This window comes from Pseudoduganella sp. LjRoot289 (assembly GCF_964252925.1).
Lineage (GTDB): Bacteria > Pseudomonadota > Gammaproteobacteria > Burkholderiales > Burkholderiaceae_D > Rugamonas.
Map to the genome: position 1 here is coordinate 21,188 of NZ_CAXUPN020000001.1, position 23,890 is coordinate 45,077.

The 23,890-nt window shown below is 64.3% G+C and carries 24 protein-coding genes and 1 other RNA gene; 10 read left to right on the top strand and 15 right to left on the bottom strand.

Features of this window, described 5'->3' with window-relative positions; all coding sequences use genetic code 11:
• Positions 1-61 precede the first annotated feature (61 nt).
• The 4 genes from ACSQ8Y_RS00080 to ACSQ8Y_RS00095 all read left to right on the top strand — a co-directional run bounded on the left by ACSQ8Y_RS00080 (position 62) and on the right by ACSQ8Y_RS00095 (position 1,366).
• A complete protein-coding gene (locus ACSQ8Y_RS00080) occupies positions 62-301 on the top strand; it encodes a hypothetical protein (protein ID WP_436264435.1) in 240 nt (79 codons plus the stop codon).
• Entirely contained in the window at positions 298-609 is a 312-nt protein-coding gene (locus ACSQ8Y_RS00085) for a cell division protein ZapA (protein ID WP_436264436.1), read from the top strand. Before ACSQ8Y_RS00080 ends, ACSQ8Y_RS00085 begins: the two co-directional genes overlap by 4 nt.
• A 46-nt stretch (positions 610-655) precedes the next feature.
• Positions 656-835: non-coding RNA, 6S RNA (gene ssrS / locus ACSQ8Y_RS00090), on the top strand.
• 72 nt (positions 836-907) lie between these two features.
• Positions 908-1,366, top strand: a complete 459-nt coding sequence (locus ACSQ8Y_RS00095) for an EVE domain-containing protein (protein WP_436264437.1) — start codon at positions 908-910, stop codon at positions 1,364-1,366.
• Position 1,367: 1 nt separating this feature from the next.
• On the opposite strand, the gene lgt is transcribed toward ACSQ8Y_RS00095, so the two are convergent.
• Together lgt and ACSQ8Y_RS00105 are read right to left on the bottom strand one after the other, a co-directional pair.
• On the bottom strand, positions 1,368-2,192 hold the full coding sequence (lgt, locus tag ACSQ8Y_RS00100) for a prolipoprotein diacylglyceryl transferase (protein ID WP_436264438.1): 825 nt from the start codon (positions 2,190-2,192) through the stop codon (positions 1,368-1,370).
• A gap of 8 nt (positions 2,193-2,200) precedes the next feature.
• The gene (locus ACSQ8Y_RS00105; protein ID WP_436264439.1) at positions 2,201-3,094 is read right to left on the bottom strand and encodes a LysR family transcriptional regulator; all 894 of its coding nucleotides are present in this window, start codon (positions 3,092-3,094) and stop codon (positions 2,201-2,203) included.
• Positions 3,095-3,213: 119 nt separating this feature from the next.
• On the opposite strand from ACSQ8Y_RS00105, the gene ilvD reads away from it, so the two are divergent.
• A complete protein-coding gene (gene ilvD / locus ACSQ8Y_RS00110; RefSeq protein WP_436264440.1) occupies positions 3,214-5,076 on the top strand; it encodes a dihydroxy-acid dehydratase in 1,863 nt (620 codons plus the stop codon).
• 49 nt (positions 5,077-5,125) lie between these two features.
• On the opposite strand, the gene ACSQ8Y_RS00115 is transcribed toward ilvD, so the two are convergent.
• Entirely contained in the window at positions 5,126-5,350 is a 225-nt protein-coding gene (locus ACSQ8Y_RS00115; protein WP_436264441.1) for a TIGR04438 family Trp-rich protein, read from the bottom strand.
• A 135-nt stretch (positions 5,351-5,485) separates the two neighbouring features.
• Between ACSQ8Y_RS00115 and ACSQ8Y_RS00120 the strand changes: the two genes are divergently transcribed.
• Positions 5,486-5,797, top strand: a complete 312-nt coding sequence (locus ACSQ8Y_RS00120; RefSeq protein WP_436264442.1) for a c-type cytochrome — start codon at positions 5,486-5,488, stop codon at positions 5,795-5,797.
• 41 nt (positions 5,798-5,838) lie between these two features.
• Here the strand turns inward: ACSQ8Y_RS00120 and ACSQ8Y_RS00125 are convergent, their stop codons facing one another.
• From ACSQ8Y_RS00125 to folD, 7 genes are all read right to left on the bottom strand, one after another.
• Positions 5,839-6,969, bottom strand: a complete 1,131-nt coding sequence (locus ACSQ8Y_RS00125) for a branched-chain amino acid ABC transporter substrate-binding protein (RefSeq protein WP_436264443.1) — start codon at positions 6,967-6,969, stop codon at positions 5,839-5,841.
• A gap of 242 nt (positions 6,970-7,211) precedes the next feature.
• Positions 7,212-8,354, bottom strand: coding sequence for a branched-chain amino acid ABC transporter substrate-binding protein (locus tag ACSQ8Y_RS00130; protein ID WP_436264444.1), 1,143 nt, complete (start codon positions 8,352-8,354; stop codon positions 7,212-7,214).
• A 184-nt stretch (positions 8,355-8,538) separates the two neighbouring features.
• The gene (locus ACSQ8Y_RS00135) at positions 8,539-8,919 is read right to left on the bottom strand and encodes a hypothetical protein (RefSeq protein ID WP_436264445.1); all 381 of its coding nucleotides are present in this window, start codon (positions 8,917-8,919) and stop codon (positions 8,539-8,541) included.
• Positions 8,916-9,341 carry a DNA polymerase III subunit chi gene (locus ACSQ8Y_RS00140; protein WP_436264446.1) on the bottom strand — a complete coding sequence of 142 codons (426 nt, stop codon included), beginning with the start codon at positions 9,339-9,341 and terminating at the stop codon, positions 8,916-8,918. Before ACSQ8Y_RS00140 ends, ACSQ8Y_RS00135 begins: the two co-directional genes overlap by 4 nt.
• Before the next feature lie 52 nt (positions 9,342-9,393).
• Positions 9,394-10,011 (bottom strand): DUF4124 domain-containing protein, encoded by a 618-nt coding sequence (locus ACSQ8Y_RS00145; protein ID WP_436264447.1) that lies wholly within the window; start codon positions 10,009-10,011, stop codon positions 9,394-9,396.
• Between the two features lie 18 nt (positions 10,012-10,029).
• The gene (locus ACSQ8Y_RS00150; RefSeq protein ID WP_436264448.1) at positions 10,030-12,120 is read right to left on the bottom strand and encodes a M3 family metallopeptidase; all 2,091 of its coding nucleotides are present in this window, start codon (positions 12,118-12,120) and stop codon (positions 10,030-10,032) included.
• Positions 12,121-12,147: 27 nt separating this feature from the next.
• Positions 12,148-12,993 (bottom strand): bifunctional methylenetetrahydrofolate dehydrogenase/methenyltetrahydrofolate cyclohydrolase FolD, encoded by an 846-nt coding sequence (gene folD, locus ACSQ8Y_RS00155; protein WP_436264449.1) that lies wholly within the window; start codon positions 12,991-12,993, stop codon positions 12,148-12,150.
• 243 nt (positions 12,994-13,236) lie between these two features.
• Here folD and aceE point away from each other — a divergent pair, with 243 nt between their 5' ends.
• The 3 genes from aceE (at position 13,237) to lpdA (ending at position 19,518) form a co-directional block, all read left to right on the top strand.
• A complete protein-coding gene (gene aceE, locus ACSQ8Y_RS00160; protein WP_436264450.1) occupies positions 13,237-15,933 on the top strand; it encodes a pyruvate dehydrogenase (acetyl-transferring), homodimeric type in 2,697 nt (898 codons plus the stop codon).
• 129 nt (positions 15,934-16,062) lie between these two features.
• The gene (aceF, locus tag ACSQ8Y_RS00165) at positions 16,063-17,736 is read left to right on the top strand and encodes a dihydrolipoyllysine-residue acetyltransferase (RefSeq protein ID WP_436264451.1); all 1,674 of its coding nucleotides are present in this window, start codon (positions 16,063-16,065) and stop codon (positions 17,734-17,736) included.
• A 9-nt stretch (positions 17,737-17,745) separates the two neighbouring features.
• The gene (gene lpdA / locus ACSQ8Y_RS00170) at positions 17,746-19,518 is read left to right on the top strand and encodes a dihydrolipoyl dehydrogenase (protein ID WP_436264452.1); all 1,773 of its coding nucleotides are present in this window, start codon (positions 17,746-17,748) and stop codon (positions 19,516-19,518) included.
• Between the two features lie 144 nt (positions 19,519-19,662).
• On the opposite strand, the gene ACSQ8Y_RS00175 is transcribed toward lpdA, so the two are convergent.
• A complete protein-coding gene (locus ACSQ8Y_RS00175) occupies positions 19,663-20,085 on the bottom strand; it encodes a PACE efflux transporter (RefSeq protein WP_436264453.1) in 423 nt (140 codons plus the stop codon).
• Positions 20,086-20,178: 93 nt separating this feature from the next.
• On the opposite strand from ACSQ8Y_RS00175, the gene ACSQ8Y_RS00180 reads away from it, so the two are divergent.
• Positions 20,179-21,090: a LysR family transcriptional regulator gene (locus tag ACSQ8Y_RS00180; RefSeq protein WP_436264454.1), complete on the top strand. Its 912-nt coding sequence runs from the start codon at positions 20,179-20,181 to the stop codon at positions 21,088-21,090.
• 21 nt (positions 21,091-21,111) lie between these two features.
• On the opposite strand, the gene ACSQ8Y_RS00185 is transcribed toward ACSQ8Y_RS00180, so the two are convergent.
• From ACSQ8Y_RS00185 to ACSQ8Y_RS00200, 4 genes are all read right to left on the bottom strand, one after another.
• Complete coding sequence (locus ACSQ8Y_RS00185; protein WP_436264455.1) at positions 21,112-21,399, bottom strand: DUF3144 domain-containing protein; 288 nt, start codon at positions 21,397-21,399, stop codon at positions 21,112-21,114.
• 56 nt (positions 21,400-21,455) lie between these two features.
• Positions 21,456-22,718 (bottom strand): RNA polymerase sigma factor, encoded by a 1,263-nt coding sequence (locus ACSQ8Y_RS00190; protein WP_436264456.1) that lies wholly within the window; start codon positions 22,716-22,718, stop codon positions 21,456-21,458.
• 101 nt (positions 22,719-22,819) lie between these two features.
• Positions 22,820-23,002: a hypothetical protein gene (locus ACSQ8Y_RS00195; protein ID WP_436264457.1), complete on the bottom strand. Its 183-nt coding sequence runs from the start codon at positions 23,000-23,002 to the stop codon at positions 22,820-22,822.
• A gap of 76 nt (positions 23,003-23,078) precedes the next feature.
• Positions 23,079-23,783: a TetR/AcrR family transcriptional regulator gene (locus ACSQ8Y_RS00200; protein ID WP_436264458.1), complete on the bottom strand. Its 705-nt coding sequence runs from the start codon at positions 23,781-23,783 to the stop codon at positions 23,079-23,081.
• Positions 23,784-23,890: the final 107 nt, after the last annotated feature.

A 23,890-nucleotide genomic window follows, 5' to 3' on the forward strand; every position in this document is an offset into this window, starting at 1 on the left:
TATGTGCATCATGCACGTGTAGCTGTTGACGCGGCTTCGCTTGCCATCCTATAGTTGCGGGATGATTTCAGAATTCCAAGAACTTTCCGATAAAATCGACCAGCTCGCCGAGATGAGCCTGGCCCTGCGGCGTGAAAACGCCCAGCTGCGCCAGGCCAACGCGGCCCTGGTGGCCGACAATATGGCCGTCCAGCGCCGCCTGGCCGAGGCGCGCGCGCGCGTGTCGGCGCTGCTGGAGAAAATCCCCGCCATTGAAGAAGCCGTGGACGCTGTGGCTCCTGTGCAAGAGGACGTGCAATGATACATCTGGACGTGAGCATCATGGGCCAGCCGTATCGCCTGGTGTGCAAAGAGGAAGAGGAGCGCGCGCTGCGCGAAGCGGCCAGCTTCCTCGACAAGAAGATGACGACCATCCGCGACGCCGGACGCATCAAGGGCAACGACCGCATCGCCGTCATGGCGGCGCTGGGCATGGCGGCCGAATTCCTGTCGGCGCGCGCGCCGCAAGGACCGCTGTCGGACATGTCGGTGCTGGACATGCAGGACAAGATGGCGGCCATGAACAAGGTGCTCGACAGCGCGCTGACGCCGCAAGAAATTCTGTTTTAAGGGTCGAAAGCCCTTTCCCTGGCGCGCATTGAGGAGTAAACTCCGTGTCACCCTGCGGTGTTCGCGGTTGCCATATATTCCTTGAACCATTTATATGCACCGGTCGCGGAATTTTGTTTGATGGGAGTGAGCGTCGCTAGCCCGATGAACCCGAAATTGAACTAACTGTGACCACCTTGAGCCTCTTGGTTCGGGATGCCGGCATAGCGGCACAGGCGGGGCTTCATTCCAAAAGAGCGGTTGTTAGCACTTCGGTGCGCAGCCGCTTTTTTACGTCCATACCTTTTGAGGGAGCGCCATGGCTTACTGGTTGATGAAGTCCGAACCGGACGAGATGAGCATCGACGACGTGCTGGCCGCGCCGGCGCACACGGTGCCGTGGTTCGGCGTGCGCAACTACCAGGCGCGCAACTTCATGCGCGACGGCATGCAGGCCGGCGACGGCGTGCTGTTCTACCACTCCAGCTGCCCGCAGCCCGGCATTGCCGGCATCGCCGAGGTGGCCAGCAGCGCCTATCCCGACCATACCCAGTTCGACCCCGAGAGCCACTACTACGATCCCAAGTCCAAGCCGGAGCAGCCGCGCTGGCAGATGGTGGACGTGAAGGCCGTGCGCAAGACGCGTTTGCTGCCGCTGGCCGAGCTGCGCACCATCCCCGCGCTGGAAGACATGGTGCTGTTGCAAAAGGGCAGCCGCCTGTCGATCACCCCGGTCACGCCGGCCCAGTGGAAAACCATCCAGGCGCTGCTGAAGTAGCTCAGGCGGCGGCCGGCGCGGTGGGCACGATGTTGCGCTTGTAGGACCACAGCAGCAGCAGGATGGCGCCCACGATCATCGGCAGCGACAGCATCTGGCCGGACGAGATGGTGACGCCGGCGAAGCCCACTTCATAGTCCGGCGTGCGGAAGTATTCGGTGAAGAAGCGCGCGCAGCCGTACAGCAGGGTGTACATGGCGCCTACCGCCAACCTCGGCCGCGCGTGGCGCGCGAACAGCCACAAGACCGCGAACACCAGCAGGCCGTCCACCAGCGCCTGGTAGATGGGCGAAGGGTGGCGCGGCAGGCCGTCGATGTTGGGCCAGATCATGGCCCACGGCAGCGTCGGGTCGGCGATGCGGCCCGGCAGTTCGGCGTTGATGAAGTTGCCGATGCGTCCGGCCGCGTAGCCCAGCGGCACCAGCGGCGCGATGAAGTCGTACACGTCCAGCACGTTGCGCCCGGACTTGCGCGCCCACAGCCACATGGCCAGCATCACGCCCAGGAAGCCGCCGTGGAAGGACATGCCGCCGTGCCACACGGCGAACACTTCCAGCGGATTGCGGGCGAATTCAGGATGATTGGACCAGTAGAACAGCACCTCGCCCAGCCGTCCGCCCAGCACCACGCCCAGCATGCCGTAGAACAGCATGTCGTCCAGGTCCTTGTTCTGCCAGCCCAGCCGCGCGATGTGGGGCTGCTTGATGCGCACCCGGCCCAGCGCCACGAACAGCGCGAACGCCAGCACGTACATCAAGCCATACCAATGGACTTTGACCGGGCCGAGGGCGAAGGCGATGGGGTCGGGCAGCGGGTGTATCAGCATGTTGTTCCTTAAAAATTGCGCAGCAAATCCAGAAAGCCTTTCAGCACCGGCGAGGGATTGTCGCGGCGCCAGGCCAGCCCGGTCTCCACCAGCGGCGTGGGGTCGAGCAAGGCCCGGTATTCTACTCCGGGCCGCTTCAGGTTCGACACGGATTGTGGCACAAGTGCGATCCCCATGCCAGCCGACACCAGGCTGACGATGGTCTGCATCTGGATCGCCTCCTGGCCGATGTCGGGCGTGATGCCGGCCGCGCGGAACACGCTGAAGATGGCGTCGTACAGCGCCGGCGAGATGGCGCGCGGGAACACGATCAGCGGCAGCGCCGGCAGGCCGGCCAGCGCCACCTTGCGCTTGCCGTGCAGCGCGGCCAGGCCGGCCGGCGCGGCCAGCACCAGCGGCTCCCTGAGCACCGGCAGATAGTCCAGCTCCTCGCGCGCCCGCTCCGGCAGCGGCGGGATCAGGAGGCCTGCGTCGATGCGCCCGTGCAGCAGGTCTTCCAGCTGCAAGTCCGACGTCGCCTCCTGCAGCGCGATCTGCACCTGCGGGAAAGCGGCGCGGTAGGCGCGCAGGAAGGGCGGCAGCACGCTGTAGTCGGCCGAGGAGACGAAGGCCAACGCCAGGCGCCCGGCCTCGCCGGCGGCGGCGCGCTGCACCAGTTGCGGCAATTCCTGCGCCTGCAGCAGCAAGCGGCGCGCTTCCGGCAGCAGGGCGGCGCCGGCCGCCGTCAGCGCCACGCCGCGCCGGTTGCGCTCGAACAGCGGCGCGCCCAGCAACTCCTCCAGCGCCTGGATCGCCTGCGACAGCGGCGGCTGGGTCATGTGCAGGCGCTGCGCGGCCTTGCCGAAATGCAGTTCCTCGGCGACGGCGGCGAAGTAGCGCAGCTGGCGCAATTCCACGTTCATATGGATTCCTATGGTATTTCGTTGCTGTGATATGTATAGCGTATCACAGGAAGCCGAATCTCATATTTGACACCGCAGTGCGGGCAAGGCACTCTGCTAGCACATCATAGGAGTCCGTCATGCCCCAATACCGTTCCCGCACCACCACCCACGGCCGCAACATGGCCGGCGCCCGCGCCCTGTGGCGCGCCACCGGCATGAAAGACGGCGATTTCGACAAGCCCATCATCGCCGTGGTCAATTCCTTCACCCAGTTCGTGCCCGGCCACGTGCACCTGAAAGACCTGGGCCAGCTGGTCGCGCGCGAGATCGAAGCGTCCGGCGGCGTGGCCAAGGAATTCAACACCATCGCGGTCGACGACGGCATCGCCATGGGCCACGGCGGCATGCTGTACTCGCTGCCGTCGCGCGACCTGATCGCCGACTCGGTCGAATACATGGTCAACGCGCACTGCGCCGACGCCATGGTCTGCATCTCCAACTGCGACAAGATCACCCCCGGCATGCTGATGGCCGCGATGCGCCTGAACATCCCCGTCGTGTTCGTCTCCGGCGGCCCGATGGAAGCGGGCAAGGTGCTCAAGGTGGTCGACGGCACGAAGAAGATCATCAAGCTGGACCTGGTGGACGCCATGATCAAGGCCGGCGACACCACCGTGTCCGACGCCGACGTGGCCGAGATCGAGCGTTCCGCCTGCCCGACCTGCGGTTCCTGCTCCGGCATGTTCACCGCCAATTCGATGAACTGCCTGACCGAGGCGCTGGGCCTGTCCCTGCCGGGCAACGGCACCATCCTGGCGACGCACTCGGACCGCAAGGAACTGTTCCTGAAAGCCGGCCGCCTGGTGGTCGAGCTGGCCAAGCGCTACTACGAGCAGGACGACGCCTCGGTGCTGCCGCGCAATATCGCCACCAAGGCCGCGTTCGAGAACGCGATGGCGCTGGACGTCTCCATGGGCGGCTCGACCAACACCGTGCTGCACCTGCTGGCCGCCGCGCACGAGGCCGAAGTCGAGTTCAAGATGGCCGACATCGACCGCATCTCGCGCAACGTGCCCTGCCTGTGCAAGGTCGCGCCGATGACCGACAAGTTCCACATCGAGGACGTGCACCGCGCCGGCGGCATCACCTCCATCCTGGGCGAACTGGCGCGCGCCGGCCTGCTCGACACCTCGGTCTACAGCATCCACGCGCCGACCCTGGGCGACGCCATCGAGCGCAACGACATCAAGCGCAGCGACGACCCGGCCGTGCACCAGATGTTCCGCGCCGCGCCCGGCGGCGTGCCGACCCAGACCGCGTTCTCGCAGTCCGAGCGTTTCGCCGAGCTGGACATGAACCGCAGCACCGGCTGCATCCGCGACAAGGAACACGCTTACTCGCAGGACGGCGGCCTGGCTGTGCTGTACGGTAACCTGGCGGAAAACGGCTGCATCGTGAAAACGGCGGGCGTGGACGAAAGCATCCTGAAATTCAGCGGCAAGGCGCGCGTGTTCGAAAGCCAGGACGCGGCGGTCGAAGCCATCCTGGGCGACACCGTGCACGAAGGCGACGTCGTCATCATCCGCTACGAAGGCCCGAAAGGCGGCCCCGGCATGCAGGAGATGCTGTACCCGACCTCCTACATCAAGTCCAAGGGCCTGGGCAAAGCCTGCGCGCTGTTCACCGACGGCCGCTTCTCGGGCGGCTCGTCCGGCCTGGTGATCGGCCACGCTTCGCCGGAAGCGGCCGAAGGCGGCGCCATCGGCCTGGTCGAAGAGGGCGACATGATAGACATCGACATCCCGAACCGCACCATCAACCTGCGCATCGATGCCGCCGCGCTGGCCGCGCGCCGCGCGGCGATGGAAGCCAAGGGCGCCGACGCCTGGCAGCCGGTCAACCGCGACCGCTACGTGTCGCAGGCACTGCAGGCCTACGCCGCGCTGACCACCTCGGCCGACCGCGGCGCCGTGCGCGACCTGTCGCAGCTGAAGCGTTAATCTTCAGCCTGGCCAAGCAAAAAGGGAGGATCGCCAGATCCTCCCTTTTTTACTTTTTCTTATCGAAACTCTGCTTGACGCGGTCCTTGCGGCGCTGTTCATCGACGTTGTGGGCCTTGCGCTTGTCCAGGCCCAGCATCGGTTCCAGGAACTCGAACCAGACGAAGGCGAACACCATCAGCCCGATGATCCAGTACCAGGACACTTCGCCGAAGCGCCAGACTTCAAAGTAACGCAGCCCGCACAGGGCCAATATCAGCAATATCAATGGCATGGAAGTTCTCCTTTACATCATCTTACAAAAGATTTGCCTATACGGGGTCCAATATTGTGGCGGCCGTCAACCCGGGCTATCATGCCTGCGTTGTGGAAAAGCGTTAGAATGAATGAAGTTACTATGGAGAAAACGATGAAACGATTTCTGATGGTTGGTATGGTGGCCGTATCGGCTTTCGCAACGCAATCCGCGATGGCGAATGCCGACCTGGCCAAGGCAAAGAACTGCATGGCTTGCCATGCGGTGGCGACCAAGCTGGTCGGCCCGGCTTACAAGGATGTGGCGGCGAAATACGCCGGCCAAAAGGACGCCGAAGCGAAACTGGTGGCCAAGGTCATGAAGGGCGGTTCCGGCGTGTGGGGCGCGATCCCGATGCCGGCCAACCCGCAGGTGACCGAGGCGGAAGCCAAGACCCTGGTGAAATGGGTGCTGGCCCAGAAATGACGATGTAAAAAAGGCGCCGATGGCGCCTTTTTAATGCCTGCTTACTTGACCACTTCCAGCACCACCCGCTTGCCGTCCTTGTAGCCATACAGGGTCAGCGCGCCGTCGTTGATGTCGCCGAACTTGTCGAAGCTGATCGGACCGGTGATGCCCTGGTACTTGATCTTGTGCAGGAAGGGCAGGTATTTGGCCGGATCGGCGGACTTGGCGTTGGCCATGGCGGTCGCCATCGCCATCACGGCGTCGTAGGCGTAGGGCGCGTAGATCTGCACGTCGGAGTTGTACTTGGCCTTGTAGCGCGCGACGAAGGCGTCCAGCGCCTTGCGCTCGCCCGGCAGGATGCCGCCTGCTTCGGCGCAGGTGACGATGTCGTCGGCGCCGCCGGACAGCTTGGGCAGCGCTTCGCTGCAGATGCCGTCGCCGCCCATGAACCTTGCCTTGATGCCCAGCGCCTTCATCTGGCGCAGCAGCGCGCCGGCAATGGCGTCCATGCCGCCGAAGAACACCAGGTCCGGATTCTTGGCGCGGATGCTGGTCAAGATCGCCGTGAAGTCGCTCGATTTGTCGGTGGTGTACTGCTTGTCGACGATTTGCGCGCCCTTGGAACCCTTGATGAACTCGCCGGCCACACCCTGGCCGTAGGCCGTGCGGTCGTCGATCACGGCGATGCGCTTGGCGCCCAGCTTCTGTACCGCGTACTTGCCCAGCGTGCCGCCCAGCTTGTTGTCGTTGGCGACGATGCGGAAGGCCGTGTTATAGCCCTGGTGGGTGTAGACCGGGCTGGTGGCCGAGGCGGAAATCTGGGGTATGCCGGCGTCGAAATAAATCTTCGACGCGGGGATGGAGGTGCCCGAGTTCTGGTGGCCGATGATGCCGTTGATCCTGGCGTCCACCAGCTTTTGCGCAACGGCCGTGCCCTGTTTCGGGTCGCCCGCGTCGTCTTCGGGCATCAGCACGAATTTGACGGCTTTGCCGTCGATCTTGTAGCCTTTGGCGTTCAGGTCTTCCACGGCCAGGCGGGCGCCGTTTTCGTCTTCCTTGCCCAGGTGGGCCGACGGGCCCGACGTGGCGGCAACGTGGCCGATCTTGATGATTTCCTGGGCCGCGGCTGCGCCGGAAATGCTGCCGGTGAATGCCAGCGCGAGCGCCGCAGCGATACACTTAATTTGCATGGTGCTGTCCTTGAAATGTAAAAAGGCCGTCCAGCGCTGGACGGCCTAATATAATTATCGCCGATTATGTACTAAGGCCACGTCAAAAAATACCTTGGACTCTTTCGCTGGCCGTAACCGGCGCGCTACATCGTTGCCAAGCGCTTGCAGTGCTCGCACTGCGGCGCGCCCGGCGCCTTGTATCGCATCCGGTTACGTCCGCCAAAAAGTCCAATCTATTTTTTAACGCGTCCTAAAGGGCTTTACTTGATGACTTCGGTTTTGGTCTTCTGGCCGTTCCTGTACGTGAACAAGGTCAGCGCACCGTCCTTGATGTCGCCCTTGGAATCGAAGGAGATCATGCCGGTCACGCCCTGGTACTTAATGTTGGCCAGGAAAGGCAGGTACTTGGCCGGATCGGACGATTTGGCGTCCATCATGGCCTGGGCCATCAGCATGACCGAGTCGTACACATAGGGTGCGTACAGCTGCACTTCCTGGTTGTACTTGGCCTTGTAGCGGGCGCGGAAGTCGTCCATATTCTTCTGCAATTCGGGGCCGACGCCGCCGGCTTCCGCGCAGGTGACCACGCTTTGCGGCGCATTGTCGCCGGACAGGCGCGGCAGCGCGTCGGTGCACAGGCCGTCGCCGCCCATGAAGCGGGCGTTGATGCCCAGCGCTTTCATCTGGCGCAGCAGCGGGCCGCCGACCGAGTCCATGCCGCCGAAGAACACCAGGTCCGGATTCTTGGCCTTGATGGTGGTCAGGATGGCGTTGAAGTCGGTCGCCTTGTCGGTGGTGAATTCCTTGGCCACGATCTGCACGCCTGGGCCCGCCTTGCTAGCGCCTTTGACGAACTCGTCCTTCACGCCCTGGCCGTAGGCGGTGCGGTCGTCGATGACGGCGATCTTCTTCGCGCCCAGCTTGTTGACCGCGTAGGCGCCCAGCGTGCCGCCCAGCTTGGCGTCGTTGGCAACGATGCGGAAGGTGGTCTTGAAGCCTTGCTGGGTGTATTTGGTCTGGGTGGTGGCAGGGGAAACCTGCGGGATGCCGGCGTCGGAGTAGATCTTGGAGGCCGGGATGGAGGTGCCGGAGTTCAGGTGGCCGACCACGCCGTTCACCTTCGCGTCCACCAGCTTCTGCGCAACCGTGGTGCCTTGTTTTGGATCGCTGCCGTCGTCTTCGGCCTGCAGCACGAACTTGACCGGCTTGCCGTTGATCTGCGGATTCTTAGCGTTCAAGTCCTCGATCGCCATGCGGGCGCCGTTTTCATTATCCTTGCCAAGGTGGGAGGAAGGACCGGAGACTGGGCCGACGTGGCCGATCTTGACTATTTCCTGCGCGCCGGCGCTGCCCGCGAAAGCCAGTGCGATGGCGAGTGGAATCAACTTGGTGTTGAACTGCATGAATATTCTCCGATAGATTAATAACGGCAGCGTCTCATGAACGCTACTTCTGACTATGCAGCCGAGAAGGTACAACAAATATTCAGCCGCGCAAAGCGTCAAGGTGATGTTTTGATCAATTTGATCCTTATTGATCGCAAACACCCTACATCAACGCATCGGGGTGGCAAGCGGTGCACCGGCCTTATTTTTTCTGCGCCTGCAGGTGCGTCAGTTCCTGCGCGACCGCGCGGCTGACGATTTTGGACAGCGTGTCGTGCAGGCCGTGGCGGATTTCCGCGGTCAGGCCGCGCAGCGCTTGGCCCAGCACTTCCTCCATGCTGTCCTTGATGCGCTGCTCCAGCACGAAGTCCACCCGCGACTGCAACTGGCGCAGGATGCGCTCGGACAGCTGCTGCTGCAGCATGTCCCACTCGTCGGCCGGCGCCAATGCGGGCTCGGCCACGGTCGCGGCCAGAGGCAAGGCCACGGCATCGGCAACAGCGACGGGGGCCAGGGCAGGATGGTCATCGAACACTTCGGTCAGGACCGGGATGGACGCGTCGAAAGGATGGGCTGGGCTCATGATTTGTTCGCGACGAAGTGGGTGGGTTGATAGTCCTGGTGCTTATAGGCGACATAGCGCTGGCGTCCGGCCATGGCGTCCGTTTCCTCGGACGATACCACTTCGATCACGCGCTGGAAGCGGCTGAACATGGTGGGCGTGCGGCGCGACAGGTTCACCAGCAGGTCGGTGTGCGGCAGCTCGGCGGCGTCGCTGTCGGTCAGCACGATGGGCGTTTCGGCCGCCAGGACATCGCCGCAGACCACGTGCGGCAGATAGTCCACGCCGGAAAATGCCCACAACGCAGCGTCAAGATCCGCCAACTGCTCGGCATCGTCCGTCATCAGAACGATGCGGTTGCGGGCGGCGTAAGCCTTGCGCACCAGGCGGCAGGCGTAGGCGATTTTGTCGGGGACGTTGGTGTGGAAGTCGATACGGGTCATGGCTGAACGGCTAATGCTGATGTCGGTTCAGCATTTTAACCGTAGCCGGGTTTTAGAACTGGAAATCCGGCTTGGCGTTGATGGGCGGCAAACGGCGTGCGCGTTCGGCTTGCTCGGCGGCCTCTTTTGCTGCAGCCGTTGCGCGCTCCTGCGCCGTGGGGCCTGGCGGCGGCGCTGCGGGGGCGGGGGCCGGGTTCTGGTAGCCGGACGGCAGCATGGGCTGGGCGGGATAGCCGGCGTCGCTCAGCAGTGTTTCCCAGGTGCTCGCTTCATAGCCGACCTGTTTGCTGCGGCCGACCAGCAGCAGCGGCAATTGGCCGGCGCTGCCTGCGCGTTTCAGCATGGCATGGTCTTCCGCGCTGTTGACGGTTTTCTCGGTGTAGGGGATGCCGCGCGTCTGCAGCAGCGCGCGGCCCTGGTCGCAGCCGGCGCAGGCGACCGTGGTGTACAGCGTCACCGGGCGGCTCTGCGCGGCGGCGGCCAGTTCGGGCGGCATGGCCGCCGGACCGCCGGTGTTGTAGGACTTCACCGACACCTCCCTGGCGGGCACGGTGGCCGGCGGCGGCGTGTCGCTGAAATGGGTGACGCCGTTGGCGTCCTTCCATTTGTACATCTGCGCGCTGGCTGCGCCCGCGCACGTCAGCAGAACGACTGCCAGCCGCATTTTCATCGCTCCTCCTTATGCCACTCAGGCCGCCATGCCGCTGTGGCGCAGCAGCGCATCGATGCTGGGCTCGCGGCCGCGGAAGGCCGTGAACGATTCCAGCGCCGGGCGCGAACCGCCCACGGACAGGATTTCCTTCAAGTAGCGCTTGCCCGTTTCGGACACCGCGTCGGCGCCCAGCGCCTGCGCCTCCTCGAAGGCCGCGTAGGCGTCGGCGGACAGCACTTCGGCCCACTTGTAGCTATAGTATCCCGCCGCGTAGCCGCCGGCAAAGATGTGGCCGAAGGAGTTCTGGAAGCGGTTGAACGCGGGCGGAATGACGATGGAGAACTTGGCGCGCACCTCGTCGATCACCTGCTGCACCGACTTGCCGCCGTCGGGCTGGAAATCGTAGTGCAAGTGCATGTCGAGCAGCGAGAACTCGACCTGGCGCAAGGTTTGCATGCCGGACTGGAAGTTCTTGGCGGCCAGCATCTTGTCGTACAGCGCGCGCGGCAGCGCTTCGCCGCTCGTCACGTGCGAGGTCATGTGGCTCAGCACGTCCCATTCCCAGCAGAAGTTTTCCATGAACTGCGACGGCAGTTCGACCGCGTCCCACTCGACGCCGGAAATGCCGGACACGCCGATCTCGTCCACCTGCGTCAGCATGTGGTGCAGGCCATGGCCGAACTCGTGGAACAGCGTGATGACTTCGTCGTGCGTGAACAGCGATGGCTGCACCTTGCCGTCCACCACCGCAGGTTCGGTGAAATTGCAGGTCAGGTAGGCGACCGGCGTCTGCAGCAAGCCCTTGGCCACGCGGCGGCCGCGCGCGTCGTCCATCCAGGCGCCGCCGCTCTTGCCGGCGCGCGCGTACAGGTCCAGGTAGAACTGGCCCACCAGCTTGCCGTCGCGCTCGATGCGGTAGAAGCGCACGTCCTTGTGCCAGGCCGGCGCCTGGTCGGGCGCGATGCTGACGTTGAACAGCGACTGGATCAGGCGGAACAGGCCGTCGACCACCTTGTGCTCGGGGAAGTACTGCTTCACTTCCTGGGCCGAGAAGGCGTAGCGGCGTTCCTGCAGCTTCTCCGAGGCGTAGGGCACGTCCCACGCTTCCAGCCTGGCGATGCCCAGTTCGTTGCTGGCGAAATCGCTCAGCTCGGCGTAGTCCTGCTCGGCGAAGGGCCGGGCGCGGCGCGCCAGGTCTTCCAGGAAGGCGATCACCTGCTCGGGGTCTTTGGCCATCTTCGGCACCAGCGACACCTCGGCGAAGTTCTTGTAGCCCAGCAGTTTGGCTTCCTCGTCGCGCAGCTTCAGCAGCGTGACGATGTTTTGCGTGTTGTCCCACTCCTCGCGCTTGCTGAACACCTCGCCCAGCTCGGAAGCCTTGGTGGCGTTGGCGCGGTAGACGGTTGCGCGCAGTTCGCGGCTGGAGGCGAACTGCAGGATGGGGTAATAGGAAGGGAAGTGCAGCGAGAACATCCAGCCGGCCTTGCCTTCCTTCTCGGCCAGCGCCCTGGCGGCCTGCTTGACGTCGTCCGGCAGGCCGGCCAGCTCGGCTTCGTCCTCGACGGTCAATTTGTAGTCGTTGGTGGCGTCGAGCACGTTTTCCGAGAAGCGCGTCGACACGGCCGCGTGTTCTTCCTGTATGTCGGCGTAGCGCGCCTTCTGTTCGGCGGGCAGTTCCGCGCCGCCCATGCGGAAGTCGCGGATGGCGTTGTCGATGATGCGCTTGCGGGCCGGGTCCAGCGCGTCGAAGCCGGCGCTGGCGCGCAGCGCCTTGTACTTGGCGAACAGCGCCTCGTTCTGCGACACGGCGGTGCCGAACTCGGTCATCTTCGGCTGGTTCTCGTTGTACGCGGCGCGCAGCTCGGGCGTATCGACCACATTGTTCAGATGGCTGACGATGCCCCAGGCGCGGCCCAGCAGTTCGGAGGCGTTCTCCAGCGGCGCCACGAAGCTGTCCCAGTCCACCGCGCCGTCCGGCGCTTCCAGCGAGGCGACCACGGCGTAGCTTTGCTCCAGCAGATGGTCGATGGCCGGCGTCACGTGCTCGGCCGTGATGGCGTCGAAGCGCGGCAGGCCGGAGAAGTCCAGCAGGGGATTGTTGCTAACGTTGCTTGCGTCTGTCGTCATAGTCTGTCCAATGTGGCCGTAGCCTGTTTATTTACGCTCAGCCGATTCGATGGTGTTCATCAGCAGCATGGTGATGGTCATCGGACCGACGCCGCCCGGCACCGGCGTGATGTGCGAAGCGACTTCCTTGATGTTGGCGAAATCCACGTCGCCGCACAGCTTGCCGTTATCGTCGCGGTTCATGCCCACGTCGATCACGATCGCGCCCGGCTTGACCATGTCGGCGGTCAGCGTGTTGCGGCGGCCGACGGCGGCCACCACCACGTCGGCCTGGCGGGTGTACAGGCCCAGGTCCGGGGTCGCGCTATGGCAGATGGTGACGGTGGCGTTGGCTTGCAAGAGCAGCAGCGCCATCGGCTTGCCGACGGTGTTGCTGCGGCCGATCACGACCGCGTGCTTGCCGCGCAGGTCGACGCCGGTCGATTCGATCAGCTTCATGCAGCCGTACGGCGTGCACGGGCGGAAGCCTTCCAGGCCCGTCATCAGTTCGCCGGCGCTCAGCACCGAATAGCCGTCCACGTCCTTCGACGTGGCGATCGCCTCGATCACCTTGTGCGGGTTGATGTGCCTGGGCAGCGGCATCTGCACCAGGATGCCGTGGATGGCCGGATCGGCGTTCAGCTGGGCGATGCGCTCCAGCAAGGCCGCTTCGCTCAGGTCGGCCTCGTACTTCTCCAGCACCGAGCGCACGCCGACGTCGCCGCAGGCTTTCACCTTGTTGCGCACGTAGACCTGGCTGGCCGGGTCTTCGCCGACCAGGATCACGGCCAGGCCGGGCTGTTTGCCCTGGGCGGTCAGGGCGGCGGCGCGGGTGGCGATTTCCGAGCGCAGTTTTTGGGAGAGGGCGATACCGTCGATCAGTTGAGCAGACATGATTTTGGAGAGGTGGGAGGGAAAAGCAGAATTATAAGGCCGGAGCGCCCCCGCCGCCGCATACATCAGCCAAGCTGGGCTGCATCCGCGGCTACGTGAATTCCACAATATGAAATCGATTATCGTAATTTGAAAAATCCACAAATCGCTGTTAGAATCTTCACACTAATCCGAAGTCTTAGTAAATAATCACGACGCACCGTCCGACAGCGATCCGGGCACTCACACTAGGAGACTCACCGCATGGCACCTCAACTTGACCAGGTCACGGCACTCACGGCCAACGATTCTGATACGCAGGAAACGAAAGAATGGCTGGAGGCGCTAGAAGCCGTCCTGGAAAATGAAGGTCCGGACCGCGCGCACTATCTGATGGAACGTCTGGTCGACCTGGCCCGCCGCCGCGGCGCCCAGATCCCGTTCTCCTCGAACACCGCCTACGTCAACACCATCCCGCTCAAGCAGGAAGTGCACTGCCCGGGCAACCTGGAACATGAAGAGAAGCTGCGCTCGTGGATGCGCTGGAACGCGATGGCGATGGTGGTCAAGGCCAACCGCGTCGATGGCGACCTCGGCGGCCACCTGTCCTCGTTCGCCTCGCTGGCCAATATGCTGGGCATCGGCTTCAACCACTTCTGGAAAGCCCCGAGCGAGAACCACGGCGGCGACCTGCTGTACATCCAGGGCCACTCCTCGCCCGGCGTCTACGCCCGCGCCTTCCTGGAGGGCCGCCTGAGCGAAGAACAACTGACCCATTTCCGCCGCGAAGTCGGCGGCAAGGGCCTGTCGTCGTATCCGCACCCTAAGCTGATGCCGGACTTCTGGCAGTTCCCGACCGTGTCGATGGGCCTGGGCCCGCTGATGGCGATCTACCAGGCCCGTTTCCTGAAGTATCTGCACGCACGCTCGATCGCCGACACCACCGACCGCAAGGTCTGGGCATTCTGCGGCGACGGCGAGATGGACGAGCCGGAATCGCTGGGCGCGATCGGCATGGCCGCGCGCGAGCGTCTGGACAACCTGGTCATCGTGGTCAACTGCAACCTGCAGCGCCTGGACGGCCCTGTGCGCGGCAACGGCAAGATCATCCAGGAACTGGAAGCGGACTTCCGCGGCGCCGGCTGGAACGTGGTCAAGGTCATCTGGGGCCCGGGCTGGGACGCCCTGCTGGCACAGGACAAGGAAGGCCACCTGCAGCGCGTGATGATGGAAACCATCGACGGCGAATACCAGAACTACAAGGCCAAAGACGGCGCCTACGTGCGCAAGCACTTCTTCGGCAAGCATCCGAAGCTGCTGGAAATGGTCGCCAACATGTCCGACGACGACATCTGGCGCCTGACCCGCGGCGGCCACGACCCGCACAAGATCTACGCCGCCTTCAAGGTCGCGCAGGAACACAAGGGCCAGCCTACCGTGCTGCTGGTGAAGACCGTCAAGGGCTTCGGCATGGGCAAGCACGGCGAGGCGCGCAACACCGCGCACAACACCAAGAAGCTGACCGACGAAGCCGTGCGCGAAATGCGCGACCGCTACTCGATCCCTATCCCGGACGACAAGCTGGCCGAGATCCCGTTCTACAAGCCGGCCGACGACGCGCCTGAAATGAAGTACCTGCACGAGCGCCGCGCCGCGCTGGGCGGCTACCTGCCGGCCCGCCGCCAGAAAGCCGACGAGCAACTGGTCGTGCCGCCGCTGTCCGCATTCCAGAACGTGCTGGACGCCACCGCCGAAGGCCGCGAAGTGTCGAGCACCCAGGCTTACGTCCGTGTCCTGACCACGCTGCTGAAGGACTCCAGCCTGGGCCAGCGCATCGTGCCTATCCTGGTCGATGAATCGCGCACCTTCGGTATGGAAGGCCTGTTCCGCCAGGTCGGCATCTTCAACCAGCAGGGCCAGTTGTACGAGCCGGTCGACAAGGACCAGGTGATGTACTACCGCGAAGACAAGGCCGGCCAGATCCTGCAAGAGGGTATCAACGAAGCGGGCGGCATGAGCTCGTGGATCGCGGCTGCGACCTCGTACTCGAGCAACAACCGCGTCATGATCCCGTTCTACACCTACTACTCGATGTTCGGCATGCAGCGCATCGGCGACCTGGTGTGGGCAGCGGGCGACATGCGCGCACGCGGCTTCCTGATGGGCGGCACCGCCGGCCGCACCACGCTGAACGGCGAAGGCCTGCAGCACGAAGACGGCCATAGCCATCTGTTCGCAGCCGCCGTGCCGAACTGCGTTCCCTACGATCCGACCTACGGCTACGAGCTGGCGGTGATCATCCAGGACGGCCTGCGCCGCATGGTGACGGAACAGGAAGACGTGTTCTACTACATCACCATCATGAACGAGAACTACCCGCACCCAGGCATCCAGGCTGGCAAGGAAGAGGGCATCCTGAAGGGTATGTATCTGCTGCGCGAAGGCGACAAGTCGCTGAAGCAGCGCGTGCAGCTGATCGGTTCGGGCACCATCCTGCGCGAATCGGAAGCGGCCGCCGAGCTGCTGAAGAACGACTGGAACATCGCGGCCGACGTCTGGTCCGCGCCTTCGCTGACGCTGGTTGCCCGCGACGGCCAGGACGCCGAGCGCTGGAACCTGGTCAACCCGACCAAGGAACAACGCGTGCCGTACGTGGCCCAGCTGCTGAAGGACACCAGCGGTCCTATCGTGGCGACCACCGACTACATGCGCGCCTTCGCTGAACAGATCCGCGCCTTCATTCCGAAAGACCGCACCTACCGCGTGCTGGGCACCGACGGTTTCGGCCGCTCGGACAGCCGCGCCGCGCTGCGCGAGTTCTTCGAAGTGAACCGTTACTACATTACGGTCGCTGCGCTGAAATCGCTGGCGGAAGAGGGCAAGATCAAGGCTTCCGTGGTTGAAGAGGCTGTCGTCAAGTACGGCCTGGACACCAATAAGCCAAATCCGGTGACCCAATAACAGTAATCGCGCTTTGTCATTCCCGCGCATGCGGGAATCCATGCGTCGCCAGCATCGTCGCCGGCGCACGGGTCCCCGCTTGCGCCAGGACGACGGGCGATAGCACAACTAGAATACGGAGCAAACGCTATGAGCATTGTGGAAGTTAAAGTCCCGGATATCGGCGATTTCAAGGAAGTTGAAATCATCGAGCTGATGATCAAGGTCGGCGATACGATCAAGGTCGACCAATCGCTGATCACCGTTGAATCGGATAAGGCCAGCATGGAGATTCCTTCGAGCGCCGCCGGCGTGGTCAAGGAAATCAAGGTCAAGGTAGGCGACAAGGTTGCTGAAGGCTCGCTGCTGTTGCTGCTGGAAGCGGACGGCGCTGTCGCCGCCCCCGCTGCACCTGCCGCTCCCGCTGCCGCCGCGCCAGCCGCTGCTGCAGCTGCGGCACCGGCGCCAGCCGCTGCACCGGCTCCGGCCGCCGCCGCGGCTTCGGCCGGCCCGGTTGAAGTCAAAGTGCCGGACATCGGCGACTTCAAGGAAGTGGAAGTCATCGAAGTGATGGTCAAGGTTGGCGACGTCATCAAGGTTGACCAGTCGCTGCTGACCGTCGAATCGGACAAGGCCAGCATGGAGATTCCCTCCTCGCACGCCGGTGTGGTCAAGGAAGTCAAAGTCAAGGTCGGCGACAAGGTTGCCATGGGTTCGGTCGTGCTGGTGGTCGAATCCACCGGCGGCGCCGCCGCTCCCGCTGCCGCCGCAGCTCCTGCCGCTGCTTCGGCTGCTCCCGCCGCTGCTGCCCCGGCCCCGGTTGCTGCCCCTGCACCTGCCGCCGCGGCCGCCGCGCCGGCGTCGCAAGGCTCGGTCGCGACCAGCAAGCTGGCCCACGCATCGCCGTCCATCCGCAAGTTCGCCCGCGAACTGGGCGTGGACCTGGGCAAGGTGCCCGGCACCGGCGCCAAAGGCCGCATCAACCAGCAGGACGTGCAGAACTACGTCAAGGGCGTGATGGCCGGCACCACTGCCGCTCCGGCTGGCGCAGCAGCGCCTGCGGGCGGCGCCAACGGCGGCATGAGCGTGCTGCCGTGGCCGGTGATCGACTTCAGCAAATTCGGTCCGACCGAACTGCTGCCGCTGTCGCGCATCAAGAAAATCTCCGGTCCCAACCTGCACCGCAACTGGGTCATGATCCCGCACGTCACGCAGTTCGACAACGCGGACATCACCGACCTGGAAGCGTTCCGCGTCGAGACCAACAACGCCAACGCCAAGAACAAGGATGCCGCCAAGCTGACCATGCTGGCCTTCGTGATCAAGGCTTCGGTCGCCGCGCTGAAGAAATTCCCGGCGTTTAACGCCTCGCTGGACGAGAAGGGTGAAAACCTGATCCTCAAGCAGTACTACAACATCGGCTTCGCGGCCGATACGCCGAACGGCCTGGTGGTGCCTGTAATCAAGGGCGCGGACCAGAAGTCCGTGTCGCAGATCGCCCGCGAAATGACCGAGCTGTCGCTGCAAGCGCGCGAAGGCAAGCTGAAACCGACCGATATGCAAGGCGCCAGCTTCACCATCTCGTCGTTGGGCGGCATCGGCGGCACGCACTTCACGCCTATCGTCAACGCACCGGAAGTGGCCATCCTGGGCCTGTCCAAAGCGTCGATGCAACCCGTGTGGGACGGCAAAGCCTTCCAGCCGCGCCTGATGATGGGTACGTCGCTGTCCTACGACCACCGCGTGGTCGACGGCGCGATGGGTGCCCGCTTCTCCGTGTACCTGAGCGAAGTGCTCGGCGACATGCGCAAAATTCTGCTGTAAGGAGCGATTATGAGCACAGTGGAAGTCAAAGTCCCGAACATCGGCGACTTCGCCGAAGTGGAAGTGATTGAAGTGATGGTCAAGGTCGGCGATACGATCAAGGCCGACCAGTCCCTGATCACCGTCGAATCGGACAAGGCCAGCATGGAAATCCCCTCGTCGCACGGCGGCGTGGTGAAAGAAATCAAGGTCAAGGTCGGCGACAAGGTCAAGGAAGGCGTTGCGCTGCTGGTGGTCGAGGAGAGCGCCGGCGCTGCTTCGGCGCCTGCCGCCGCGGCGCCCGCCGCGGCACCGGCTCCTGCCGCAGCTCCGGCGGCGCCGATCGCCGCACCTGCCGGTGGCAGCTATGCCGGCCAGGTCGACATCGATTGCGACATGATGGTGCTGGGCGGCGGTCCCGGCGGTTACTCCGCCGCGTTCCGCGCTGCGGACCTGGGCATGAACACGGTCATCGTCGAGCGTTACGAAACGCTGGGCGGCGTGTGCCTGAACGTGGGCTGCATCCCGTCGAAAGCGCTGCTGCACGTGGCGTCGGTGATCGACGAAACCGCGCACATGTCCAAGACCGGCGTCACCTTCGCCAAGCCGACCATCGATATCGATGAAGTACGCAAGTACAAGGAAGGCGTCATCAAGAACATGACCGGCGGCCTGGCCGGCATGGCCAAGGCCCGCAAGACGCAAGTCGTCACCGGCGTCGGCCAGTTCCTGAGCGCGAACCACATCGAAGTGACGGCCGGCGACGGCAGCAAGAAGGTCGTGCAGTTCAAGCAAGCCATCATCGCCGCCGGTTCGGCGGTCGTGAAGCTGCCCTTCGTGCCTGAAGATCCACGCATCGTCGATTCGACCGGCGCGCTGGAACTGCGCCAGATCCCGAAACGCATGCTGGTCATCGGCGGCGGCATCATCGGCCTGGAAATGGCAACCGTGTACTCGACCTTCGGTGCCCGCATCGACGTGGTCGAAATGCTCGATGGCCTGATGCAGGGCGCGGACCGCGACGCGGTCAAGGTCTGGCAGAAGTTCAACGAGAAGCGCTTCGACAACATCATGACCAAGACCAAGACGGTCGCGGTCGAGGCCCTGCCGGAAGGCATCAAGGTCACGTTCGAAGCGGCGGAAGCCGGTGCCGCAGCGCCTGCGCCGCAGGTCTACGACATGGTGCTGGTGGCAGTCGGCCGCAGCCCGAACGGCAAGAAGATTGCCGCCGACAAGGCCGGCGTGATCGTCACCGACCGCGGCTTCATCAACGTCGACAGCCAGATGCGCACCAACGTGCCCAACATCTTCGCCATCGGCGACCTGGTGGGCCAGCCCATGCTGGCGCATAAGGCGGTGCATGAAGGCCACGTCGCGGCCGAAGCGGCCGCAGGCCAGAAGTCGCACTTCGACGTGAAGGTGATTCCATCGGTCGCCTACACGGATCCGGAAGTGGCATGGGCCGGCATCACCGAAGACGAAGCGAAAGCCAAGGGCATCAAGGTCGAGAAGGGCCACTTCCCTTGGGCAGCGAGCGGCCGCGCAGTGGCCAATGGCCGCGCGGAAGGCTTCACCAAGCTGCTGTTCGACGCTGAGACGCACCGCATCATCGGCGGCACCATCGTCGGCACGCACGCCGGCGATATGATAGGCGAAATCGCGCTGGCCATCGAGATGGGCTGCGACGGCACCGACATCGGCAAGACGATCCACCCGCACCCGACCCTGGGCGAGTCGATCGGCATGGCTGCCGAAGTGTACGAAGGCGTCTGCACCGATTTGCCGCCGCCGCGCAAGCGCTAAGCAAGAGGCATGTCATCCGCGTTAGTCGCATGTCATTCCCGCGAAAGCGGGAATCCATGCATAGCTAGCGCGGCATGGATCCCCGCTTTCGCGGGGACGACAGAATAGGGCCCGGTCTCGTACCGGGCTTTTTTACGTCTGTTTTTACGCCATCGCGGAGGCGGGCAAGCCGAACACCCGGTCGAACATCCAGCTGAAGGCGAAAGTGTAGACCATGAAGAAAATCACCAGCCCCAGGTCCAGCACGAACGCGTCCCACAGCGACAGGTTCAGCCACCACGCGAACAGCGGCACCAGCGCCAACACCAGTCCTCCTTCGAAGCCCACAGCGTGGGCGATGCGGCGAGATACGCTGCGGCCGCGCGTCGCCTGGCGCGCTTCCCAAGCCTCGAACAGCGTGTTGTAGACCAGGTTCCACACCACCGCCGTCAGCGACGAGCCCACGGCGGCGATACCGGCGTGGCCTGCGTCGTGCCCGCCCAGCAGCACCAGGGCGCTGCTGGTCAGCCCGACCGCGATCAGTTCGAACAGCGACACGTACACTACTTTGCGTTTCAATCCCTGCATGGCTTTCCTTGGTGGAGTCAATGCGCTCATCATAAAGAGGATGCGCTGATCGAAAAAGTCGACAGCTATCAGTTTTTCTGACAGCATGACGGTATGGCTTTCTCCAGTGACAATGTCGCCGTTTTCCTCGCCGTGCTCGACCACGGTTCCTTCTCCGCGGCGGCGCGCGCGCTGGGCCGGGTGCCGTCCGCCGTCAGCATGGCCGTCGCGCAGCTGGAGGCGGAACTCGATCTGCAACTGTTCGAGCGCAGCTCGCGCAACGTGCGCGCCACCGTATCGGCGCTGGCGCTGGAGCCCGAGGCGCGCCAGATGGCGGGCCAGCTGCGCCGGCTGCAGGCGCACGCGCTGTCGCTGCATCGGGGCCTGGAGCGGCATTTGACGCTGGCCGTCGCGCCGGAATTGCTGTCGGTGCCGTGGAGCCATCCGCTGGCACGGCTGGCGGAGGAATTCCCCTCGCTGGACGTGGCGGTGCTGTCGGCGCCGCAGGCGGACGCGCTGCGCATGCTGTATGACGGATCGGCGCAGTTGGCGCTGATCTACGAACGCGCGCGGGTCGACGAGCGGGAAAGCTTCCAGGAACTGGGCAGCGAGGTGCTGGTGGCCGTGATCTCGCCGCAGCATCCGCAGGCGCGCGAGCGCAACGGAAGCTTCCGCTGGGAAGACTTGGTCGACATCCGCCAGATCGCCATCGTCAGCCGCGACACGCAGACCCAGGACGAGCGCATCCTCATCTCGCGCAAGGTGTGGCGCACGGACAGCCATCTGGCGACGCTGGGCATGGTGCAGGCGGGGCTGGGATGGGCGTATCTGCCGAAACGCCTGGCCGCGCCGCTACTGGACACGGGCGAGCTGCTGGGCATCGGTTTCGAGCACATGAGCAACCAGGTGCGGCTGTGGGTGGATATGGTGTGGCTCAATGACAAACCGCTCGGCCTGGGGGCCAAGCGGCTGATCGCCCTGATGAAGGACATCTCGGGGCTGGAGGCGCGCCCGGCGCAGGACTAGGCAGGCCGGACGGCGGAGGTATCAGTTGCTGCGGTATTTTTCGAAGTTGGTCTCGAAGTCGCCGAAATTATCGTTCAACATCTTCTCGTGCTGATCCTTGTAGTACTTGATCGCCTCGTCCTTCTGCTGGCTGAACACTTCCACGGTGCCGGTCGACGAGGCCAGCATGTAGGCGTTGAAACGCGTGGCGGCGAACAGGATGGCCGGGCCGATGATGTTGCGGTCCATGGTCTGCGCCTTGTCGTTGGCCAGGCTGATGAAGCTGTCGACCAGTTGCCAGAATTGCTCGTCGTTGCTTGGGGTAGTCATAGATTTCTCGCAGGAATTAATTTTAACCAGTGGGCATCGTGCCACGAAAGTATCCCCTATAGCAAGTTCAGCGTCATGTCGATGTGGCTGGCCACCGGCGCGCTGTTGACCAGTTCGCGCGCCCGCAGCAGCGCGCTGCGGGCGTCATTGTTGCGGCCCAGGCGCTTGAGCAGCATGCCGCGCATGCTGAAGTAGTAGGCGTAGCCGGACAATTCCTGCGCCAGCGGTTCGATCAGGTTCAGCGCCGCCGTGGGTCCGCGCAGCTTGCTGACCGCCACCGCGCGGTTCAGCGTGACGATGGGGGACGGGTGCACCGTTTGCAGCACCGCGTACAGGCGGTCGATCTCGGCCCAGTCGGTCTCCGCGGCGTTGCCGGCGTGCGCGTGCACGGCCGCCACGGCGGCCTGGATCTGGTAGGGCGTCAGTTCGCGGCAGTGCAGCGCCGCGTCCACCATCGGCAGCGCCTCGTCGATCAGGTCCTGGTTCCAGCGGCGCCGGTCCTGGTCGTCGAGCAGGATCAACGCGCCGTTGGCCGCGACCCGCGCGCCGGCGCGCGCATGCTGCAGCATCAGCAGCCCGGCCAGGCCGAGGGCGCCGCCATCGTGCGGGAACATGCGCGCCAGCAGGCGCGCCAGCGCGATGGCCGCCTCGCACAGTTCGATGCGGATGTACTGGCGGCCGTTGCTGGAGGCGTAGCCTTCGCTGAACAGCAGGTAGACCATGGCCAGCACGGTTTTCAGGCGCGCCGCGCGCTCGTGCGCGCCGGGCGCGTCGAAGGAGGTGACGGCCTCTCCCACGCTGCGCATGGCGCGCGCGATGCGCTGCTCCATTGCCGCCTCGCGGATCAGGAAGGCGTGCGCGATCTGCGGCACCGACAGGCCGCACGCCACGCGCAGCGCCAGCGCGATCTGGTGCGAGGCCGGCAGGCCAGGGTGGCAGCAGATGAACAGCAGGCGCAAGGTGTCGTCGAGGTAGGGCACGAAGTCGGCGTTGCGCTGGATGGTGGTGAACAGTTCGGCGTCCGCCACCAGGTCGGGATCGGGCAGGGCGGCGTAGTGGCTGGGATGGCGCACCGCGTCCAGGCCGGCGTTGCGGCCGCACGCCACCAGCCACGCCAGCGGATCGCGCGGCAAACCGTTGCGCGGCCAGTGCAGCCTGGCGCGCATGCTGGCGTCGTCGTAGGCGTCGAGCGCCTGGCCGAGGTCGCGGAAGTAGTACAGCAGCGCGGCCAGGGCCTGCGGCCGGGAGGTGGAGAGCAGGTGCGCGATGGTGTCGGTGTCGGGTGAGGCCACGTCGAAGTCGGTCAAGGTTGTACGCAATGGCCTAGCTTACGGTAAAGCGCATGAACGCGCTTGTCTGGCGCGCCCGGACGTAAAAAAACCGGGAAAAATTCCCGGTCGGGTGTGCCGCCCTCGGGCGCTCAGTTCGCGATGAAACGCGGCGGGATCTCGATGCCGCCCGCCCGCGCGGCCTCTGCGTAGGCGCGCAATTCGTCGATGGCCGCTTCGAGCTGTTCCTTGCTGGGATTCGCCTGGAAGCCCTTGATGCGCTCGTTCAGCGCGGCTATTTGTCTACTCCATTCGAGCCGATTGGACTTGCTCATACAACCTCCTGTTTGAAAGGCATAGCATGCGCTGCGGCGCCGTTTCGCTCGGTGCGGCAGTTCACATATTGCCGCGTCAGCCGGGCTGGCGCCGGGCGCCGCCGAGGAACAGGTCGATGCCGCGTTCGACCTGCGGCAGCACGTCGGTCACCGGCGCGGCCAGCGGCACGACGAACAGGTAGCGCTTGAGCTGGTCGCCCATGATGCAGTTCAGCAGGTGGACCGCCAGCGCTTCCGGAGGCATGTCTTCGCGTAACTGGCTGCGGATGTCGGGACGGCCGAAGAAGCGCTGCAGGGCCTCGCGGGTCTGCTTGGGGCCGGAATCGAAGAAGGCGCTGGCCAGTTCCGGGTTCGACATCGACTCGGCAATCACCATGCGGTGCATGGCCAGCACCGACGGCGAGGTGATCAGCTGAGCGAAGCGCAGGCCGAAGTCGAGCAGGATATCGCGCAGCGGCCGCATCGACGTTTCCATGTCGTGCATGGCGTCGAAGAAGTGCGCGCAGCCGGCGTTGATGACGGCCGTGAACAGGCCGGCCTTGCCGCCGAATTTCACATAGATGGTGCGCACCGCAACCCGGGCCTGCCTGGCGATCGTCTCCAGGCTGACCTTGCTGTAGCCCGTTTCCAGGAACAGCCGGGCCGCGACCGCGACCAATTCCTGGGTGCGTGCCTCGGCCTCGGCCGCGCGTGGGCGCCCCGCCGTCTTGGCAGGGCACAGGGACAGGCCGAATGGGTCGACTGGCGGCGGGGGCGATTTTTCTGGCGTGGCGGTGGTCATGGCTGGCTGCTAACTATCTAGGCGAGATCTTATCAGATGGGGACTGTATTCCAAAATAAAATGAAATGCAATCGTTTCATTTCTTGACTTGCTTGATCCTTTGTCGA

Coding starts and splice junctions, on each gene's coding strand:
- ACSQ8Y_RS00145 (WP_436264447.1), bottom strand. CDS start 10,011: ATGAAAATGCGGCTGGCAGTCGTTCTGCTGACGTGCGCGGGCGCAGCC.
- ACSQ8Y_RS00130 (WP_436264444.1), bottom strand. CDS start 8,354: ATGCAGTTCAACACCAAGTTGATTCCACTCGCCATCGCACTGGCTTTC.
- ACSQ8Y_RS00125 (WP_436264443.1), bottom strand. CDS start 6,969: ATGCAAATTAAGTGTATCGCTGCGGCGCTCGCGCTGGCATTCACCGGC.
- ACSQ8Y_RS00195 (WP_436264457.1), bottom strand. CDS start 23,002: ATGAGCAAGTCCAATCGGCTCGAATGGAGTAGACAAATAGCCGCGCTG.
- ACSQ8Y_RS00105 (WP_436264439.1), bottom strand. CDS start 3,094: ATGAACGTGGAATTGCGCCAGCTGCGCTACTTCGCCGCCGTCGCCGAG.
- ACSQ8Y_RS00150 (WP_436264448.1), bottom strand. CDS start 12,120: ATGACGACAGACGCAAGCAACGTTAGCAACAATCCCCTGCTGGACTTC.
- ACSQ8Y_RS00120 (WP_436264442.1), top strand. CDS start 5,486: ATGAAACGATTTCTGATGGTTGGTATGGTGGCCGTATCGGCTTTCGCA.
- ilvD (WP_436264440.1), top strand. CDS start 3,214: ATGCCCCAATACCGTTCCCGCACCACCACCCACGGCCGCAACATGGCC.
- aceF (WP_436264451.1), top strand. CDS start 16,063: ATGAGCATTGTGGAAGTTAAAGTCCCGGATATCGGCGATTTCAAGGAA.
- lgt (WP_436264438.1), bottom strand. CDS start 2,192: ATGCTGATACACCCGCTGCCCGACCCCATCGCCTTCGCCCTCGGCCCG.
- ACSQ8Y_RS00180 (WP_436264454.1), top strand. CDS start 20,179: ATGGCTTTCTCCAGTGACAATGTCGCCGTTTTCCTCGCCGTGCTCGAC.
- ACSQ8Y_RS00095 (WP_436264437.1), top strand. CDS start 908: ATGGCTTACTGGTTGATGAAGTCCGAACCGGACGAGATGAGCATCGAC.
- ACSQ8Y_RS00085 (WP_436264436.1), top strand. CDS start 298: ATGATACATCTGGACGTGAGCATCATGGGCCAGCCGTATCGCCTGGTG.
- ACSQ8Y_RS00175 (WP_436264453.1), bottom strand. CDS start 20,085: ATGCAGGGATTGAAACGCAAAGTAGTGTACGTGTCGCTGTTCGAACTG.
- folD (WP_436264449.1), bottom strand. CDS start 12,993: ATGTCTGCTCAACTGATCGACGGTATCGCCCTCTCCCAAAAACTGCGC.
- aceE (WP_436264450.1), top strand. CDS start 13,237: ATGGCACCTCAACTTGACCAGGTCACGGCACTCACGGCCAACGATTCT.
- lpdA (WP_436264452.1), top strand. CDS start 17,746: ATGAGCACAGTGGAAGTCAAAGTCCCGAACATCGGCGACTTCGCCGAA.
- ACSQ8Y_RS00140 (WP_436264446.1), bottom strand. CDS start 9,341: ATGACCCGTATCGACTTCCACACCAACGTCCCCGACAAAATCGCCTAC.
- ACSQ8Y_RS00115 (WP_436264441.1), bottom strand. CDS start 5,350: ATGCCATTGATATTGCTGATATTGGCCCTGTGCGGGCTGCGTTACTTT.
- ACSQ8Y_RS00135 (WP_436264445.1), bottom strand. CDS start 8,919: ATGAGCCCAGCCCATCCTTTCGACGCGTCCATCCCGGTCCTGACCGAA.
- ACSQ8Y_RS00080 (WP_436264435.1), top strand. CDS start 62: ATGATTTCAGAATTCCAAGAACTTTCCGATAAAATCGACCAGCTCGCC.
- ACSQ8Y_RS00185 (WP_436264455.1), bottom strand. CDS start 21,399: ATGACTACCCCAAGCAACGACGAGCAATTCTGGCAACTGGTCGACAGC.
- ACSQ8Y_RS00200 (WP_436264458.1), bottom strand. CDS start 23,783: ATGACCACCGCCACGCCAGAAAAATCGCCCCCGCCGCCAGTCGACCCA.